General features: G+C 70.0%; 10 protein-coding genes. 1 reads left to right on the top strand and 9 read right to left on the bottom strand.

The window, feature by feature from the left end; translation table 11 throughout:
- Positions 1–5 precede the first annotated feature (5 nt).
- Genes glgX through YU1_RS30260 form a run of 4 tightly spaced genes read right to left on the bottom strand, consistent with a single transcriptional unit; the run spans position 6 to position 11,101 of the window.
- Positions 6–2,177, bottom strand: a complete 2,172-nt coding sequence (glgX, locus tag YU1_RS30270) for a glycogen debranching protein GlgX (protein ID WP_084539992.1) — start codon at positions 2,175–2,177, stop codon at positions 6–8.
- A gap of 16 nt (positions 2,178–2,193) precedes the next feature.
- On the bottom strand, positions 2,194–4,440 hold the full coding sequence (gene glgB, locus YU1_RS0119655) for a 1,4-alpha-glucan branching protein GlgB (RefSeq protein WP_029005545.1): 2,247 nt from the start codon (positions 4,438–4,440) through the stop codon (positions 2,194–2,196).
- 55 nt (positions 4,441–4,495) lie between these two features.
- The gene (gene treS / locus YU1_RS30265) at positions 4,496–7,801 is read right to left on the bottom strand and encodes a maltose alpha-D-glucosyltransferase (RefSeq protein WP_035715988.1); all 3,306 of its coding nucleotides are present in this window, start codon (positions 7,799–7,801) and stop codon (positions 4,496–4,498) included.
- Positions 7,802–7,804: 3 nt separating this feature from the next.
- Positions 7,805–11,101, bottom strand: coding sequence for a maltotransferase domain-containing protein (locus YU1_RS30260; protein ID WP_035715986.1), 3,297 nt, complete (start codon positions 11,099–11,101; stop codon positions 7,805–7,807).
- A 252-nt stretch (positions 11,102–11,353) separates the two neighbouring features.
- Between YU1_RS30260 and YU1_RS0119640 the strand changes: the two genes are divergently transcribed.
- The gene (locus YU1_RS0119640) at positions 11,354–13,003 is read left to right on the top strand and encodes an alpha-amylase family glycosyl hydrolase (RefSeq protein WP_245263388.1); all 1,650 of its coding nucleotides are present in this window, start codon (positions 11,354–11,356) and stop codon (positions 13,001–13,003) included.
- 123 nt (positions 13,004–13,126) lie between these two features.
- Here YU1_RS0119640 and YU1_RS0119635 read toward each other — a convergent pair whose 3' ends face one another.
- The 5 genes from YU1_RS0119635 to YU1_RS0119615 form a co-directional block, all read right to left on the bottom strand.
- A complete protein-coding gene (locus tag YU1_RS0119635) occupies positions 13,127–14,992 on the bottom strand; it encodes an ABC-F family ATP-binding cassette domain-containing protein (RefSeq protein WP_029005543.1) in 1,866 nt (621 codons plus the stop codon).
- Positions 14,993–15,053: 61 nt separating this feature from the next.
- Positions 15,054–16,220, bottom strand: coding sequence for an acyltransferase family protein (locus tag YU1_RS0119630; protein WP_084539987.1), 1,167 nt, complete (start codon positions 16,218–16,220; stop codon positions 15,054–15,056).
- A 3-nt stretch (positions 16,221–16,223) separates the two neighbouring features.
- The gene (locus YU1_RS30255) at positions 16,224–17,678 is read right to left on the bottom strand and encodes a pyridoxal phosphate-dependent decarboxylase family protein (protein WP_245263387.1); all 1,455 of its coding nucleotides are present in this window, start codon (positions 17,676–17,678) and stop codon (positions 16,224–16,226) included.
- A 137-nt stretch (positions 17,679–17,815) separates the two neighbouring features.
- Positions 17,816–18,463: a ChrR family anti-sigma-E factor gene (locus YU1_RS0119620; RefSeq protein WP_029005541.1), complete on the bottom strand. Its 648-nt coding sequence runs from the start codon at positions 18,461–18,463 to the stop codon at positions 17,816–17,818.
- Complete coding sequence (locus YU1_RS0119615; RefSeq protein ID WP_051357055.1) at positions 18,460–18,984, bottom strand: sigma-70 family RNA polymerase sigma factor; 525 nt, start codon at positions 18,982–18,984, stop codon at positions 18,460–18,462. The genes YU1_RS0119620 and YU1_RS0119615 overlap by 4 nt, the downstream gene beginning before the upstream one ends.
- Positions 18,985–19,192 lie beyond the last annotated feature (208 nt).

Below are 19,192 nucleotides of genomic sequence, written 5' to 3'. Positions count from 1 at the left end.
CGTTCTCAGAAGTCCGATCTGGTGGGTGGCGGCCATGCGGGCGATGCGGCCGGGCGGGGCGCCGGAGAGGGCGCGGCGTGGGGTGCCATATGGGCGGCGAGGAGCCGCACGCTGCGGCCTTCCACGGCGGTCTGCCCGACGATGCCCCGCTCCTCGGGAACGACGCCCGCAGCGCTGTCCACCAGGAGGCGCCAGGTGAGCACGGGTTCGGGCAGGGTGAAGGAAACGGGATGCGGTCGCCCGTTGAGCAGCAGGAGGAGGATGTCGAACCCGCCCGTGGGGGTGCGGCCGGCACGGCGCAGGGCCAACGTCTGCCCCCCGTCCGCATGCCATCCCTCGCCCGCCAGCTCGGCGCCGGTCTCGTCGAACCAGCCGATGTCGCGCAGGCTCTCGCTGAGCGCTTCATGCCCATGCAGGAAGCGCGGAGCGCGGAGGATGGGGTAGCGGCCGCGGATCTCGTTCAGCCGCGCGACGAAGGCGGTGAGGCTGCGGCCCTGTGGCGCCTGCGCCTGCTCCCAGTCCACCCAGGAGATGTCGTTGTCCTGGCAGTAGGCATTGTTGTTGCCTCTCTGCGTGCGGGAGAATTCGTCGCCTGCCAGCAGCATGGGCGTGCCGTGGGAGAAGAAGACGGTCGCCAGCATGGCGCGGGCGACGCGCGCGCGTGTCTCCTGGATGGCCAGGTCCGGGCTCGGGCCCTCCTCGCCCCAGTTCGCGCTGTAATTGCCGTCGTGCCCGTCGCGATTGTCCTCGCCATTGGCCAGATTGTGCTTGTACTCGTAGGCAACGAGATCGGCCAGCGTGAAGCCGTCGTGGGAGGCGACGTAATTGATCGAGGCCCACGGCTTGCGGAAGCGGCGATCGAACAGCTCGCCCGATCCGGACAGGCGCGCCGCGAGATTACCGCGCTGGCCTTCCTCTCCCCGCCAGAAGCGGCGCACGCCGTCGCGGAAACTGTCATTCCACTCCGCAAAACCCGGTGGCAGGCAGCCGAGCTGGTAGCCGTCCGGTCCGATGTCCCAGGGCTCGGCAATCAGCTTGCAGCGCGAGAGCACCGGGTCCTGGCGGATGACGTCGAAGAAGCCGGAGCCGGGATCGAAGCCATTGCCTTCCCGGCCCAGCGTGACCCCGAGGTCGAAGCGAAACCCATCCACGCGAAAGGCCGTGGCCCAGTAGCGCAGGCTGTCCATCACCATCTGCAGCACGCGCGGATGGGAGAGGTTCACCGTGTTGCCGCAGCCGGTGTCGTTGATGTAGTAGCGCTCGTCTCCGGGGACGAGGCGGTAGTAGCTGGCATTGTCGAGGCCGCGGAACGACAGCGTGGGGCCGAGCTCATTGCCCTCGCAGGTGTGGTTGTACACCACGTCCAGGATCACCTCGATGCCAGCCGCGTGCAGGCGCCGGATGGCGGCCCGCAACTCGTGCAGCGAGCCCGTGGAGAGGAACGAGGGCTCGGGGGCGAAGAAGGCGAGGGTCGAATAGCCCCAATAGTTGCGCAGCCCCTTCTCCAGCAGGAAGCGCTCCTGCAAGAAAGCGTGGATCGGCATCAGCTCGACGCTGGTGATGCCGAGCTTGAGCAGATGGTCAATGATGCGGGGGCTGCCGAGCGCCGAGAAGGTGCCGCGCTCGTGAGGTCTCACATCGCTGCGACGCATGGTCAGGCCGCGCACGTGCGTCTCGTAGATCACGGTGTCCGACCATGCGACATCGGGCGCGCGGTCATCACCCCAATCCACCGTATTGCCCACCACCATGCCCTTGGGCATTGCGGCCGCGCTGTCGCGCCGGTCGAGCGAAAGATCGCCCCGCATGCCGCCCACCCGATAGCCGAACAGGGCGTCGGACCAGCGGAGCTGTCCCGATAATTGCCTCGCGTAGGGATCCAGCAGCAGCTTCGCGGGGTTGAACCTGTGGCCGCGCGCGGGATCGAACGGACCATACGCGCGATAGCCGTAGATCAGGCCCTCGAAGGCCCCCGGAAGATAGCCGTGCCATACCTCGTCGGTGCAGTCCGGCAGGGCGAGGCGGGCCACCTCCCGCCGCCCGGTGGGCTCGAACAGGCAGAGCTCGATCTTCTCGGCATTGGCCGAGAAGACGGCGAAGTTCGTGCCGAGTCCGTCCGGCGTCGCGCCCATCGGGTAAGGGCGTCCTTTCTCCAGCCGATCGGGGATGGGCGGCATGGTCATGACGCGCCTCTCATGACACCTGTGGTGTCAGGAACAGGGTCGAGAGCGGCGGCAGAGTGAGGACGAGGCTGTGCGGTTGGCCGTGGCTCTCCTGCGCATCCGCCGCGATGCCGCCCAGGTTGCCCATTCCGGCGCCGCCGTAATCGCCGGCATCCGTATTCACCGCTTCGGCCCACCAGCCGCCCACCGGCACGCCGATGCGATAGGCTTGGCGCGGCACCGGCGTCATGTTGCTGACCACCAGCACCGGCGGGGCGTCCGGTGCGAGACGGAAGAAGGCGAAGACCGAATTGTCCACGTCGTCGCCGACGATCCAGGCGAAGCCGTCCGGCGTGGCGTCGCGCCGATGAAGGGCGGGGTGCGCCGCATAGCAGGCGTTGAGGTCGCGCACCAACTTCTGCATGCCGCGGTGGAACGGCTGGTCCAGCAGGTCCCAGGCGATCTCGCCGTCGTGGTTCCATTCGTGCGGCTGGGCGATCTCGCAGCCCATGAACAGCAGCTTCTTGCCAGGGTGGCCCCACATGAAGCCGAGATAGGCGCGCATGTTGGCCATGCGCTGCCATTCGTCGCCCGGCATGCGGGCCAGCAGCGAGCCCTTGCCGTGCACCACCTCGTCATGGGAGATCGGCAGGATGAAGCGCTCGGAGAAGGCGTAGACGAGGCCGAACGTCATGTCGTGGTGATGATAGCGGCGGTGAATGCTCTCATGGCCGATGTAGCGCAGGGTGTCGTGCATCCACCCCATGTTCCACTTGAAGGAGAAGCCCAGCCCGCCGACCTCAACCGGCGCCGTCACGCCCGGCCAGGCGGTGCTCTCCTCGGCGATGACGATGGCTCCGGGCGCTTCCATATGGACCACGTCGTTGAGCCGCCGCAGGAAGGCGACAGCCTCCAGATTCTCCCGTCCGCCATGGATGTTCGGCACCCATTCACCGGGCTTGCGGGAATAGTCGCGGTACAGCATCGAGGCCACCGCATCGACCCGCAGCCCGTCGATATGGAAGTGCCGCAGCCATTCCAGCGCGCTCGCCACGAGGAAGCCGGAAACCTCCGAGCGTCCGAAATTGTAGATCAGCGTATTCCAGTCGTGGTGGAAGCCTTCCCGGGGGTCCGCATGTTCGTAGAGCGCCGTTCCGTCGAACCGGGCGAGGCCGTGCGCATCGCTGGGGAAGTGCGCCGGAACCCAATCCAGCAGCACGCCGATGCCGGCCTCGTGGCAACGGTCGATAAAGCGGGCGAAGGCGTGCGGCGTGCCGAAGCGGGAGGTGGGGGCAAACATGCCGAGCGGCTGGTAGCCCCAGGAGCCGCCGAAGGGATGCTCCATGATGGGCATTAGCTCAATATGGGTAAAGCCCATCTCGGCGGCATAGGGGATGAGGCGGTCGCCCAGCTCTGCCCAGTCCGGGCTGCGCCAGCCGTCCTCGTGGACGCGCATCCACGAGCCGGGATGCACCTCGTAGATGGAGAGCGGCGCCTCGGCCGACTGGCGCTCGGCGCGCCCGGCCATCCATGCCGCATCGCTCCAGTGGAAGGGCGTGGGATCGGCGACGATGGAGGCGGTGGCGGGCGGCAGCTCCGCCGCCCGCGCGACGGGATCGGCCTTCAGCGGCAGTGGCGTGCCGTCGCGGGCGATGATCTCGTATTTGTAGCGCGTGCCGGGGCCGAGGCGGGGCAGGAACAGCTCCCAGATGCCGCCCGCGTGGCGATGGCGCATGGGGTGGCGCCTTCCATCCCAGCCGTTGAACTCCCCGACCACCGAAACGCGCCGCGCGTTGGGCGCCCAGACGGCGAAGCGCACGCCGGGAACGCCCTCGACCGTGGTGGCATGGGCCCCCAGCACCTCGGAGATGCCAAGATGGGTCCCTTCCGCCAGCAGATAGAGGTCGAGTTCTCCGAGCAGCGGGGCGAAGGAGTAGGGATCCTCGGTCTCCTGGATGCTGCCGTCGGGCCATGTGATCGCGAGCACGTAGTGCGGCATCGCGTCGGCGCGACCGCGCGCCGCGGTGCGCTCGGGCAGCCGCCCGGCGAACACGCCGGCGGGATGGACCTGCTGGAGCGGCATCAGCGCGCGGCCCGAGCCGCCTTCCAGAACCTCCACGGCGCGGGCGCCCGGCTGGAAGGTGCGCACCACCGTTCCGCCTTCCAGGCGATGCGGCCCGAGAAGGCCGAACGGATCGCCGTGCCGCCCGTCAACCAGGGCCTTGAGCGCGCCCTCATCAAGGATGAGATCGGTCGCGAAGCGCTCCGCTATGGTCATGGCAGGTCTCCGTAATGGGAATGGGCGCGGTCGAAAGCGGACGGCGTGGTGGACCTCATGGCGAGACCCCCTCCAGCTCCGCGTCCTCCTCCAGCTCGGCGGCACCGGCAAGGCGAACGGCAAGGCCATGCAGGCCGCGCACGGGCAAGCCCATCCAGCCGGGGCGGTTGGCGGCCTCATAGGCGATCTCATAGGCTGCCTTCTCCAGCAGGAAGAGATCGAGCAGAGCGCGGTCGATGGAGGTGGCCGGTCCGCCGCCTTCCACATAGCCGCCGAGGAAGGTGCGGGCGGCGCGAACCTTGAAGCGGCGCAGCAGGTCCGTCCGCTGCGGGCCGCCGGACCAGGAAGCCTGGTCCGGCGCGCCCATGGACAGGGTGGCAGTGGCATAGTCGAGCGAGCGCAAAAGTCCGGCCACGTCGCGCCAGGGACTGGACTTCATGCGGCGTTCGGGAATGGAACGGCGCGGCTCGCCCTCGAAGTCGATAATGTAGGCGTCTCCACCGGAGACCAGGATCTGGCCCAGGTGGAAGTCGCCATGGATGCGCGTCATGGCCGCGCCCTCCGCCCCGGCGGCGAGGCGCTGGACCGCCGCCAGCAGCGCCGGCCGGACGTCCAGGATGCTGCGCGCGATGGTCTGCGTGTCCGCGTCGGGCCAGGATGTGGTCTCGGCCAGGGTGTCCAGCGCGGCGGTCATTTCCGCCGCGATGTCCTCGCTCCAGCGCCGGGCATCCTCCGCTGTCGCGGTGCCCGGCGCGAAATCCGGATTCGCGGTCGGCCGGGCCAGCACTTCGTGCAGCTCCGCCAGTCGTCGGCCGAGCCCGCGCACGAACGGCGTGATGCCGGAGATCTGTTCCTCGAACAGATGCTCGGCCTCCTGCGGCATCGCCTCGGTGGCATCGAGAGCCCGGCGCAGCTGATCCAGCGTCCAGGACCAGGCATCACCCTGGTTGCTGACGAAGCCGAGCATCAGGCCGAGCACCGCCGGGGTGCCGTCCGGCGCGATGCGAACCACCTCGCCCAGCAGCGGCGCCGTGTTCTGGTAGCCCTGCTCGGTGAGGTAGCGCGCCATCTCGGATTCGGGGTGCATGCCGTAGAGGGTGCGGCGGACCACCTTGATGACCGCGACGCTGCCGATGATGATGGTGGAGTTCGACTGTTCGGCCGCCGTGCGCTGGATCGGCGCGTCGGCGGGGATCTCCATCTCCGCCAGCTTGTGGGTCGGCACGAAGCGCAGTTCGCCGCCATCCGGCAGCGGCATCGCCGCCTGACGCCGGAGCGCCCGGACGAGCGCGTGGGGCAGGGCATCGGACGTGAGCGCATCGGTGAGATAGCCGACCCGCCGCCCCTGGCGCACGCGGGTGAGGGCCAGCTGGGTGACGAGCGCGGCCGGCTGCTGGTCCTCCCACACGATGGTGAGTGGCATGGCGTAATGCTCGGTCCGCCCGCCCACGTTCACCTCGATGTCGGCGAACTGGAAGTCCTTCTCCGTGCCGGGCATGCCCGCGGTGAGCGCGAGGCGGGCGCCGCCGATCTTCTCGTTCTTCGAGGCAAACCAGCGCCGGCGGCGAAGATAGGCCGGCAGGGCCTCGTTCTCGATCAGCGCGCGATGCTTGGCCGAGACCGCCTCCACGAGCCCGTTGCGCAGCACCAGTGTGGTGAACTCCGGCAATTGCGACGGCGGCGGGCTGTGCCAGCTCGGCTCGGCCACCTCGCGGGAGAGCTGGAAGGCATACATGCCGAACGGCGGGATGGTGAGCAGATAGGGCAGCCGGCCGACGGGCGGGAAGGGTGTCGCGCCCACCATGGCCACCGGCACGCGATGCTCGAATTCCTGCAGCTCCAGCTCCACCGCCTGCAAGGTGTGCGAGAGATTTGCGACGCAGAGGATCGCCTCGTCCTCATATTCGCGCAGATAGGCGAGGATCTTGCGGTTACCCGGATAGAGCAGGCGGAACGTGCCGCGGCCGAACGCCTTGTGGCGTCGCCTTATGGCGAGCATCTGCCGTGTCCAGTTGAGCAGCGAGTGAGGGTCGCGCAGCTGGGCTTCCACATTCAGCGCGAAATAGCCGTAGAGCGGATCCTGGATGGGAGGCAGCACCAGTTGCTCCGGGTCGGCCCTGGAGAAGCCGCCGTTGCGGTCCGGCGACCATTGCATGGGCGTGCGCACCCCGTCGCGGTCGCCCAGATGGATGTTGTCGCCCATGCCGATCTCGTCGCCATAATAGATCACCGGCGTGCCGGGCATGGTGAGCAGCAGGCCGTTCATCAGCTCGATGCGACGCCGGTCGCGTTCCAGCAGCGGCGCGAGGCGGCGGCGGATGCCGAGGTTGAGGCGCGCCCTTCGGTCGGCGGCATAGACGCTCCACAGATAGTCGCGCTCGGAATCCGTCACCATCTCGAGCGTCAGCTCATCATGGTTGCGCAGGAAGATGGCCCACTGGCAGCTTTCCGGAATCTCCGGTGTCTGGCGCAGGATGTCGGTGATGGGGAAGCGGTCTTCTTTCGCGATGGCCATGTACATGCGCGGCATCAGCGGAAAGTGGAACGACATGTGGCATTCGTCGGCATCCGCGCCGAAATATTGCTGGGCGTCCTCGGGCCACATGTTGGCCTCCGCCAGCAGCATGCGCCCGGAATAGTTCGCGTCGAGATGGGCGCGGATCTGCCTCAGGATGTCGTGCGTCTCGGCCAGGTTCTCGTTGGAGGTGCCGTCGCGCTCGATCAGGTAGGGCACCGCGTCGAGCCGGAGCCCGTCCACGCCCAGGTCGAGCCAGAAGCGCATGACGGAGAGCACCTGGTCCAGCACTTCGGGATTATCGAAATTCAGGTCCGGCTGGTGCGAATAGAAGCGGTGCCAGAAATACTGGCCGGCCACCGGGTCGAAGGTCCAGTTGGATTTCTCGGTGTCGAGGAAGATGATGCGGGTGCCGGCATAGCCCTGGTCGTCGTCGGCCCAGACGTAGTAATTGCGCTCCGGCGAGCCCTTCGGCGCGTGACGCGCCCGCTGGAACCAGGGATGCTGGTCGGAGGTGTGGTTGATCACCAGCTCGGTGATGACCCTGAGGCCCCGCGCGTGCGCGGCGTCGATGAAGCGGCGGGCATCCTCCATGGTGCCGTAGTCCGGTGACACGCCCTCGTAGAGCGAGATGTCGTAGCCATCGTCGCGGCGCGGCGAGGGATAGAAGGGCAGCAGCCATATGGTGTCGGCGCCCAGCTCGGCGATGTAGTCGAGCTTGGAGATGAGGCCGGGAAAGTCGCCGATGCCGTCATTGTTGGAATCGAAAAACGACTTGATATGCATCTGATAGATAACCGCGTCCTTGTACCAGAGCGGATCGTCGCCTGCGCGCATGGCATCCATGGCTCAGCCCTCCGCCTTGGAGAGGCGCCAGATGGCGAAGGGAAGCACGGCGGGGTCGAGCCGCACGTGCTGCACCTTGCCGGTCCAGCGGAAGCGCGTCTCGCCCATCAGGTCCTCCACCTCGACGGCGGCATCATCGGGCAGGCCGAGCTCCCAGAGTGGGATCTCGAAATCCGCTGCCTGCACCGCATGGGGATCGAGGTTGACGGCGACGACCAGGAGGTTGTCGCGACTGGGCGTGGCCTTGGCGAAAGCGAGCACGTGGTCGTTCCAGGCATTGAGGAAGAGGACGGAGGTGTGGGTGTGCAGCGCCGGGTTCTCGCGGCGGATGCGGTTCAGCTTGGTGATTTCCGCCACGATGTTGCCGGGCGCGGCATAGTCGCGGGCGCGGATCTCGTATTTGTCGGAGGCGACGTATTCCTCCTTGCCCGGAACGGCGGCGGCCTCGCACAGCTCGAAGCCGGAGAACACGCCCCACAGGCCCGACAGGGTCGCCGCCAGCGCCGCGCGGGCGAGGAAGCCGCCGCGACCTGAAGTCTGGAGGTAGTAGGGATTGATGTCCGGCGTCGTGACGAAAAAGTGCGGGCGGTAGACGTCGCTCGCCGGCGGTTGGCGCAATTCCTCCAGATAGCTGGTCAATTCCGCCTTCGTGTTGCGCCAGGTGAAATAGCTGTACGACTGGGAGAAGCCGATCTTGGCGAGGCGAAGCATCATCTTCGGGCGGGTGAAGGCTTCCGCCAGGAATACGGTGTCGGGATAGCGCCCGCGCACGTCGGCGATCAGCCATTGCCAGAACGGCAGCGGCTTGGTGTGGGGATTGTCCACCCGGAACAGGCGCACGCCCTGGTCGATCCAGTGGATCACCACGTCGCGCAGAGCGAGCCACAGGTCGGGCACCGCGTCCTTCGCGTAGAAGTCGACGTTGACGATGTCCTGGTACTTCTTCGGCGGATTCTCCGCATAGCGGATCGAGCCGTCGGGCCGGTAGGCGAACCAGCCGGGATGCTGGGCGAGCCAGGGGTGGTCGGGCGCGCACTGGATGGCGAAATCGAGCGCGATCTCAAGCCCATGTGCCCGCGCGGCCGCAACGAGGCGCAGGAAGTCCTCGGCCGTGCCGAGCTGCGGGTGGATGTCGGTGTGGCCGCCGTCGCTGGAACCGATGGCGTAAGGGCTGCCCGGATCGTCGGGGCCCGGCGTCAGGCTGTTGTCGCGGCCTTTGCGATTCTGCCTGCCGATGGGATGGATGGGCGGAAAATACAGCACGTCGAAGCCCATGTCGCGGATGCGCGGCAGGTCGGCGATCACGTCGTCGAAGGTGCCGTGCCGCGTGGGATCGCCGCTGGTGGAGCGGGGGAAGATCTCGTACCAGCTCGCAAACGCCGCGCCCTGGCGCTCGGCATCGACGCCGAAATGCGTCGGATGCTGAGACAGGAAGGGACGTTCGCGGGTGGTGCGCATGAGGCGAACGGTGTCGTCCGCCAGCAGGATGTCGCGCTGCTGCTCGGGCGTGGCGCGGGCCATCCGGTCCTGTAGCGTCGCCAGCGCGCCGGCGGTGTCCTCGGCCGCGCTGGCCTGGGCGACCAGCGCGGCACCCTCGCGGATCTCCAGGTCGACGGGGATGCCCGCTTTCACCTTGGCGTCCAACTCGTGGTGGAAGGTGCCGAAGGCGTCGCGCCAGGCGGCGATGGTGAAGACGTGCCGCCCCAGGCGCTCCAGCGGGAATTCCCCCGCATAGCGGTCATTGCCCAGCGCGGTCATGGGGATTTCGGCCCAGTCCGGGGCATCCGCCGGCCGCCAGAGCAGTGCCACGGCGATGGCGTCATGCCCGTCCGTCACCACGTCCGCCTCGACGCGGACCCGCTCGCCGAGAAGGCGCCTGACCGGAAAGGCGCCGCCGTCCACGGCGGGCGTCACCGCCTCGATGGCAAGGCGGGGCGCTTCGGCCGCGGCGCGTGCAGCGTCTCGCCCGATCCGGCCTTCCAGGATCGGCGGGAGCGCCGCGGAGGTGAAGCGGATCACCTGCCCCAGCCCGAGGTCGGCGGGCGCGGCGGGCGAGAGCATGTGGCCGTCCGGGCTCATGAAACGGCCGAAGCCCAGGGCGCGCGGCAGGATCGCCATGCCGTCCACCGTGGTGCGGGCATCCACCAGGGCATTGGCCAGGACCAGGGCGGCGCCGTCGCCTTCCATCCGCGCGAAGGCCGGCGCGTCGGCGCCGGGCGCCGAGGCCGGGCGCCAGGGCCCCGCGGCGGCTCCGGCCCGGGCGGCGAGGCGGGCGTTGGCGGCGCGGATGGCGGGGCCGAGGTCGAACGGGGCGGTCTCGCGGGCGAAGGCGAGGTCGGACGGCGACCCGCGCGCCGGGTCGAGCGGGTCGCGGGCGCCATATTCGAAGCCGGCCGGCACCAGCAGGCCGTCGCCGATGGCGGCGCTGAAGTCGAGCGCCCGCCGATGCGGGATTTCCCCATGGGCGGGCAGAGGCAGATGCGCCGACAGGCGCGGCCCGAACGGCGTCTCGGGGCAGCCCAAGGCGGCGCCGAGGCCGTGCAGCCGTTCCAGTTCCTCGCCCATCCAGGGCTTGCGGAAGTCCCACCAGGCGGTGGAGGCGAACGCGCCGTCGAAGCCGATGCCGGCGAGGGCGGCCACCGCTTCGGCCGGAACGCCGGGCGTCCAGGCGAGAAACCGCGTGTCGGGCCGGGTGAGGCGGCCGGCGCCGATCACCTCGGCCCACACCGCCGCAGGGACCCGATGGGGAGCGTCGCAGCGGTATCCGCGCACTCCGGCGGCGGTCCATTGGGCGACCAACTCGGCGAAATAGCGGCCCGCGGCGATGGCGACGTCGGGCTGGTCGAGGGCCAGCAGGGCGGCGTCGCGCTGACGCTCGGGCCGGCGCGGGTCGGGCGCCGCCTCGGCGGCCTCGGCCGGCAGGAACCAGCCGCCCTCCAGCGCCGGCAGCAGGCCGTCGGCGGCGACGCGGTCCACCACCAGGTCCAGATGGAGGTCGAGCCCGCGGCTGCGGGCGTGGCCGACCAGCGCGGCGAGGCCGTCCACCGCGTCGGCCTCGGTGCCGAAGGCGGCGTTCAGGCGGTCGTGGTCGGCGGTCAGGAAGATGTTGCCGCCGCGGCCGGTGGCGAAGGGCGGCGCCAGCAGGATGCCGTTGAAGCCGAGGCCGGCGGCATGGTCGCAGGCCGCACCGAAGGCATCGAGGCCGTCGAGCCAGAGCGGGTGCACGAGATAGAGCCGCGGCAGGGGCGCGGCCAGACCGGCGGAAGGGGCATGGGAAAAGGGGGCGCGCAGGATCTGCATGGCACTCGTCGTGGCGGGTGACGAAGAGGCGCGTCGCCGCCGACGCGTGCCGCCGGGCGGTCCCCTCCACCGGCTCAACGCGGCAGCTGGCCGAGGGTTCCCCCGCCTGCCTGGAAACGCCGTGCTCAAGGTCGCCCGGGGGAACCCCTTCAGCCACCGTATGTTATCGATGATGCGACACGCGCGGATCAGGGTCGCGGGCGTGTCGTCGGCGGGGCGCAGGATGCCAGCCCGGAGCAAGGGGAGGACGGCGTGGCGGATCGGGAGAGCGCGGGGGCGGGGCCGGGGCGCGAGCCTTTGTGGTGGCAGAAAGGCGTGATCTATCAGGTCTATCCGCGCTCGTTCCAGGACAGCAATGGTGACGGGGTGGGCGATCTGGAGGGCATCCGTCGCCGGCTCGGCTATCTGGAAGAGCTGGGAGTGGATGCGGTCTGGATCTCGCCCATCTATCCCTCGCCCATGGCCGATTTTGGCTATGACGTTGCAGATTATGAGGGAATCGACCCGCTGTTCGGCACGCTCGACGACTTCGACCGGCTGATGGCGGAGGCGGGGGCACGCAATCTCAAGGTGATCCTCGACCTGGTGCCCAACCATACCTCCGACCAGCACCCCTGGTTCCGGGAGGCGCGGACGTCGCGGACCCATCCCCGGCGCGACTGGTATATCTGGCGCGACCCGGCGCCGGATGGCGGGCCGCCCAACAACTGGCTGTCGGAATTCGGCGGAAGTGCCTGGGAATACGACGAGAATACCGGACAATACTATTACCACGCCTTCCTCGCCAGCCAGCCCGACCTCAACTGGCGCAACCCCGAAGTGGCCCAGGCGATCCACAAGGCGATGCGCTTCTGGCTGGATCGCGGGGTGGCGGGATTCCGGGTGGATGTGATCTGGCACCTGTTGAAGGACAAGGATTTTCGCGACAACCCGCCCGATCCGGACTATCGCCCGGGCATGAACCCCTACCGGCGGCTGCTGCCGGTCCACACCACCGATCTGGCGGAAGTCCATACCGTCATAGCCGGCCTGCGGAAGGTGGTGGACGGCTATGACGACCGTGTGCTCATCGGCGAAATCTACCTGCCGGTGGAACGGCTTGGCGCGTATTATGGGGCCAATCTCGACGGCGCCCACCTGCCCTTCAACTTCGCCCTTTTGGAGGTAGCATGGGAGGCTCGGGCGGTGGCGGATCTCATTGCCCGCTATGAAAAAGCCCTGCCGCCGGGCGGCTGGCCCAATTGGGTGCTGGGCAATCACGACCGGCCGCGGGTGGCGAGCCGGCTGGGGCCGGACCAGGCGCGGGTGGCGCAGATGCTGCTCCTGACCCTGCGCGGTACGCCAACCCTTTATTATGGCGATGAAATCGGCATGACGACCGTGCCCATTCCGGCCGACAAGGTGCAGGATCCGTGGGAGAAGAACCTGCCCGGCCTGGGGCTCGGGCGGGACGGGGTGCGCACCCCCATGCCATGGGATGCGTCCGCCAATGGCGGGTTCAGCGATGTGACACCGTGGCTGCCTTTGGACACGAACTTCCCCGAAATTAACGTGATGCAACACCGTGTGTCATCGCATGGAATGTACGCGCTCACCCACGCCCTGCTGAGCCTGCGCCGCGCCCACCCCGCCCTCGCCGTCGGCGCCTATCGCCCGGTGGCGGCCACCGGCAACCTGCTGGTCTATGGCCGCGAGGCGCAGGACGAGCGCCTCCTCGTCGCGCTCAATCTGGGCGGCGAGCCCCTGCTCGCCGCCTTCGACGGCCTCGCCGGGCAGATCCTGCAATCCACCTTGTGCGACCGGGTGGATGAGGCGGTGGCGGGCGAGCTTGCCCTGCGGGCCAACGAGGGCGTGGTGGTGGCGCTCGGCCGGGGCGTGGCGTTTCCCGCCGAAGCCGGCTGAGTGCCGGGCGCACCCGTGCGCGGCGCCCGGCAGCGCCGGTCCGGCGCATGCCGCCGGCGATCAGGAGATGAGCGGCCGCTCAACCGGGCGCGCGGCTCACCGGGAGGGGGCGGCGCCCCGTCCCTACGCCCCCAGTGCCTCGATCTCGGCGCTGGCCTCCAGCCAGTCTTCCTCCGCCTTGGCCATGGCGGCGAGGGCCTCCTCGCGCTGGCGCTTCAGGCGGGCGGCGTCGTTGGGAAACTTCTCGATCTTCGGGTCGGCGAGGCGCTTGTCGATGGCGGCGATGTCCTTCTCGCACTTGGCGATCTGCGCCTCCAGCTCGCGGGCCCGCTTCTGCAAGGGGGCGAGGGCGGCGTTCTCGCCGTCCGCCGCGTCCTCGGCCGCGCGCGCCTTGTCCTTGCGCCCGTCCCCCGTCATGCGCCCGGCCTTGCCCAGCACCTCGGAGCGATACTGGTCGAGGTCGCCGTCATAGGGCTTCACCGCGCCGTTGCCGACCACCCACAGGCGCTCGGCGCAGGCTTCCAGCAAATGCCGGTCGTGCGAGACCAGGATGACCGCGCCGGGAAAGTCGTTGATGGCGGTGATGAGCGCCGCCCTGGCCTCGATGTCCAGATGGTTGGTGGGCTCGTCCAGGATCAGCATGTGCGGGCCGTGGAAGCAGGCAAGGCCCAGCAGCAGCCGCGCCTTCTCGCCGCCGGAGAGCTGCGCCACCTTGGTGTCGCCGGCGGCGGCGGAGAAGCCCATCTCGGCGGCCCGCGCCCGCACCCGCGCCTCGGGGGCATCCGGCATCAGGCGGCGCACATGCTCCACCGGGCTTTCGCCGACGCGCAGCTCGTCCACCTGATGCTGGGCCAGATAGGCGATCTCCAGCTTGTCGGCGCGCACCACGTTGCCGTGCTGCGGCTTCAGCCGGTCTGCCAGAAGCTTGGCGAAGGTGGACTTGCCGTTGCCGTTCGGCCCCAGCAAGGCGATGCGGTCATCCTCGTCGATGCGCAGGTTCAGCCCGCGCAGGATCGGCTTGCCCTCCACATAGCCCACGTTCACGTCGTTGAAGACGACGATGGGCGGGGAGAGCAGCTTGTCCGGGTGGCGGATGGTGATGTGGGCGGGCGCCTCGCCGATCTCGTCGGCCAAGGGCTCCATGCGGGCCAGCGCCTTGAGGCGGGATTGCGCCTGCTTGGCCTTGGTGGCCTTGGCGCGGAAGCGGGCGACGAACGCCTCCATGTGGGCGCGCTGCGCCTCGGATTTCTTGCGCGCCTTCTGGTCCTGGAGCATCCGCTCGCGGCGCTGGCGGTCGAACTGGGTATAGCCGCCGCGATAAAGGGTCAGCTTGCTGTTGAAGACGTGGAGGATGTGGTCCACCGACGTGTCCAGGAGGTCGCGGTCATGGCTGATGAGCACGACCGTGCGCGGATAGCTGGCCAGATAGTCCTGGAGCCACAGCGTGCCTTCGAGATCCAGATAGTTGGTCGGCTCGTCCAGCAGCAGCAGGTCCGGCTCGGTGAACAGCAGCGCCGCCAGCGCCACGCGCATGCGCCAGCCGCCGGAGAATTCGGCGCAGGCGCGCGCCTGCGCCTGCTCGTCGAAGCCGAGGCCGGAGAGGATGCGCGCCGCCCGCGAGGGCGCGGAATGGGCGTCGATGTCCACCAGCCGGATCTCGATCTCGGCGATGCGGTGCGGATCGCTGGCGGTCTTCTTTTCTTCCAGCAGCGCGGCGCGCTCGGTGTCGGCGGCCAGCACGCGCTCCAGCAGGCTGTCCGGCCCGGCGGGGGCCTCCTGCGCCACCCGGCCGATGCGGGTGCGGTTGGGCAGGCGCACGGAGCCGCTCTCCAGCTCCAGTTCGCCCATCAGCGCCTTGAACAGCGTGGTCTTGCCCGCGCCATTGCGGCCGACGACGCCCACGCGCGCATTCTCCGGCAGGGCGGCGGAGGCGTGGTCCAGCAACAGGCGGCCTGCGATGCGCAGGGAAATGTCGTCGAGCACGATCATGATCGGGCTCTTCTCGCAGGCGCGAAGGCGAAGGGCAAGGCTTTGCGCGCCGCCCGCCGCTTCAAAGCGCCGCGAGCCGTGCCTTTCCGCGTGTGCGCAATGCGCGCAGGCCCGAAAGCACGGGTCGCTCCACCAGCAGCAGGAAGGGGATGGCCAGCGCCAGCGCGGCCGTGGCGGTGAGCGCGAACAGCAGCGCCAGCCCGAGCGAACCCATGGGCGCGAAATGGAGGAAGATCGCGCAGGCCGGGCCGCAGATCAGCGGCACATGCACCAGATAGAGCGGGAAGGAGAGTTCGCCCAGCCGTTGCAGCAGCGGGCGCTCGAACATGGCGCGCAGGGCCGGCGTCATCAGGATGGACAGGACGATGAGCGTCGCGCCCATTTCACTCAGGCCCGGGCTGCCGAGGACGGAGAGCACGAGGTCGCCCATCCCCATTCCCGCCGTATGGCCGGAGAGGGGGGCGCCGAGCACGAGGCCGGCGAGGCCGAGCGCGAGCCCGAGGCCGGTGTGCGCGGGCAGGCGGTTTCGCGCCTCGAACACCAGCGCGCCGGCGCAGAAGGCGGCAAGGCTGATCTGGTCGGCCAGCACCAGCGGCAGCAGGCCGGCGGCCATGGCGAGCGCGCGCCGGCGCTGCGGCACCAGCGCATAGGCGCCATAGATCAGCACCGAGCCGAGGAATTCGGTGCGCATGGTCCAGAGCGGGTTGTTGAAGCGCGTGGTGCCCTCGATGAAGGTGCCGATGGCCCCTTCCCACATGGCCTGGGAGAGCGGCGGGATGGGCGGCTGGTAGGTCCAGCGGAACCAACTGCTGCCGGTCAGCGCCTGCACCTCCCGCCCGGCGTCGGGAAAGCCGGTGAGCCAGGCCCAGGCGATGATGGAGCTGATGAGGGCGGGGATGGCGAGGCGCAGGTAGCGCAGGGCGATCAGCAGCGGCGCCTCGCGCAGCGTCCTCGGGCAGGAGGCGGCCAGCACGAAGCCGCTGAGCACGAAGAAGATGGCCACCGAGAAGCGGCCGTTCCACAGCACGGCCAGCGGCGTGTCGGACAGGCCGAAGCCGGTGCGCCCCTTGGCGAACACCCCGGGGGCGAAGGCATAGAGGAAATGGAACGCCACCACCGCGCAGGCGGCCACCCCGCGCAGCCCGTCGAGGCAGGTGACGCGGGCGCCGCGCGGCACCGTGGGGGATTGGGCGGGGGATGGGGCGGGGGATGGGGCGGGGGGCGCCATGGCTCAGGCCGCCGCCGCGACGCGCCGGGCGCCCAGCTCTAGCACGCCGGCGAGGAAGGCGTCCAGATCCTGCCGGCGGGTGCGGTGGTTGACCAGGCAGACGCGGATGGCGGTGAGGCCGTTCAGCGTGGTGGTGGAGGGGGCGGCGATGCCCGCCTCCTGGAGGTCGGCCACGATGTCCTTGTTCAGCCGGTTCACCGCCGCCGCGTCGCCGGGGCCGATGTAGCGGAAGCAGACGATGTTGAGGCTGGTGGGGGCGAGCAGCTCCAGGCGCGGGGCCTCGGCGGCGACGCGCCCGGCCAGATAGGCGGCCTGGGCGATGTTCTTGTTGACGATGGCGGCGATGCCGTCGAGCCCGTGGCTCTTCAGCGTGAACCACACCTTCAGCGCGCGGAAGGTGCGCGACAGCTCGGGGCCGTAGTCGCAGAACCAGGGCTCGCCCGCCGCCAGCCCGCGCTCGGAGGTGGCGAGATATTCCTTGCGCCCGGCGAAGGTGGCGTAGTGCGCCTTGGCGTCGCGCACCAGCACGATGCCGGCGTCATAGGGCACCTGGAACCATTTGTGGAAATCGAACGCGATGGAGGCCGCCCGCGCCATGGGCACGGCCTTCGCGCGATGGGCTTCGCTGAACAGGGCGCCGATGCCGAAGGCGGCGTCCACGTGGAACCACAGGCCCTCCCGCTCGCAGATGTCGGCGATGCGGGCGAGGTCGTCGATGGCGCCGGTGTTCACCGTGCCGACGGTGGCGGCGACGCAGAACGGCTTCAGCCCGGCGGCCCGGTCGGCGGCGATCATCGCCTCCAGCGCGTCGCAATCCATCTCGCGGGCGGCGTTCACCGGCACCGGGCGCAGCGCGGCGCGGCCAAAGCCCAGCAGGTCGAACGCCTTGGCAAGGCAACTGTGGGCCTCGGTGGAGCCGTAGGCCACCATGCCGCGGCCGGCCACCGCCATGCCGTCGCGGCCGATGTCGCCGTCCGCATGGGCGGTGCGGGCGGCGGCGAGGGCAATGATGGTGGCCATGGAGGTGCCGGAGGTGAGCAGGCCGCTGGCGCTCGCCGGCAGGCCGGTGATCTCCTTGCACCAGCCGACCACCACGTGCTCCAGCTCGTTGGCCATGTGGGCGCGCCCGCCCACGTTGCAGTTCATGAAGGCGGCCATGAGGTCGCCGAGCACGCCCTCCGCGGTGCCGGCGCCGTGCACCCAGCCGAAGAAGCCGGGGCGCACGTTGCCCACGCCATAGGGCAGCACATTGGCCTTGAAGCTCTCATAGACCTCGGCCACCGGGGTCGGCGCCTGCGGCAGCGGCTCGTGCAGCGCGGCCTTGGCGGCTTCCGGCGGGGCCAGCCACACCGGGGCGTCGAGGGCGTCCTGAAGATGGGCGAGGCCATCGTCCACGGCGGCGTGGAAGATGGCGCCGAGCGCGCTCCAGTCGGCCGGGTCCAGGGTGGGCTCGCTCACGGCATCGTCTCCCAGATCTCCTGCTGCGGGGTCTCCTGCTGCGGGTGGTAAGCCCTCGGCGGGGGGCGGTGCAACTGCCTTGAGGCCGCGCCGCCGGCGCCGGCCGATGACTTGAGCCGCGCTTCCGGCGCGGGCGCTCAGCCGGTGAACGGGCGCAGCAGCAGGCCGAGCAGGCCCTTGAGGCGCAGCGGCGCGTCCATGGCGATGAGGCAGACGCAGCCCTCGCGCGGGTCGGCCACGGGCGCGTGCTCCACGCTCTCGTCGGTCTCGCACACGTCGCCCGGCCCGTAGCGGCCGCCGGCATCGGAGAAGCTGCCGTCGAGCACCAGGGTCAGCTCGCTGCCGTGATGGCCGTGGTCCGGCAGGTGGCGGCCCGGCGCGGCCTTGATGAGGCCGACGCTGGCGCGCCGCGCGCCGGGGATGCCGACCGGGCTGAAGTGGACGCCGGGGCCGATCCAGATCCAGCGGCCGGTGGTGCAGCGGGCGAGCGCGCGCGGCAGGCGCACGCCGTCCGGCAAGGCGGCGGCCTGGCGGGGCGGCGGCGCGGCGGGGGCGGGCGGGGGCGGGGTGTCGAGGCGGGCCAGCGCCCGGGCCAGCGCGTCGTCCGCCATGTCGGCGGGCGGCAAGGCGGCGAGCAGGGTGCCGGCGGCGGCCTGGAACACGGCGAGGCGGGCGCGGACGGCGGGGGCCAGCTCGATCTGGGTCTCCACCACCAGGCTGAGGCCGGGCTCCAGTGTGCCGGCGGCGTAGCGGGCGAGGGTGTCGTCGTGCGGGATGTGCGTCATCCGAGGTCTTCCAGCAGCGTGCGCAGGCGCGTCAGGGCAAGGCGCACGCGGGACTTGGCGGTGCCGAGCGGAATCCCCAGTTCCGCGGCGATCTGCACGTGGGGCTTGTCCTGGAAGAAGGACAGGCGGACGATATGGGCCTGCTCGGCGGACAGCGCGGCCAGCGCTGCGCGCACCTTGGCCTCGCGCTCCTGGGTGAGCACCAGCGCCTCGCCGTCCGGCGCCTCGTCGGGCGTCTCGTCCGCGTCGGAGGGCAGTTGCGCCACCGGGCGCTCGCGGCGCAGGGCGTCGATCTTCAGGTTGCGGGCGATGGTGAAGATCCAGGTGGCGGCCCCCGCCTTGGCCGGGTCGAAATAGGCCGCCTTGCGCCAGACGCTGAGCATGGTCTCCTGGGCGATCTCCTCCGCCGCCGTGGCGGAGAGGCCGGAGCGCATGAGGAAGGTCTTCAGGCGGGGGGCGAAATGCTTGAACAGGGCGGCGAACGCCTCCCGGTCGCCGTGCGCGGCGATGGCCAGGATCATGCGGTTGAAGCCGTCCCGGTCCACGGGGGGCGGCGCCGGCGCGGCGTCGCTCACGGCCGGGCCTCCGGCGCGCGGCCAGCCCTCGGGTACGCGCGCTGGCCCGCGCACCGCCGCGTCCGCCCCTGGCGGACCCTCCTGGGAACCGGCATTCCACCCCTCGTCTCTCGCCCGCACAACCTCCGCCACGGAGGAGGAGACGACTTTCCGA

The sequence above is a fragment of the Azorhizobium doebereinerae UFLA1-100 genome (assembly GCF_000473085.1).
Lineage (GTDB): Bacteria > Pseudomonadota > Alphaproteobacteria > Rhizobiales > Xanthobacteraceae > Azorhizobium > Azorhizobium doebereinerae.
Note: the sequence above shows the minus strand (reverse complement) of the source record. Positions and strands in the feature narration are given on the sequence as shown.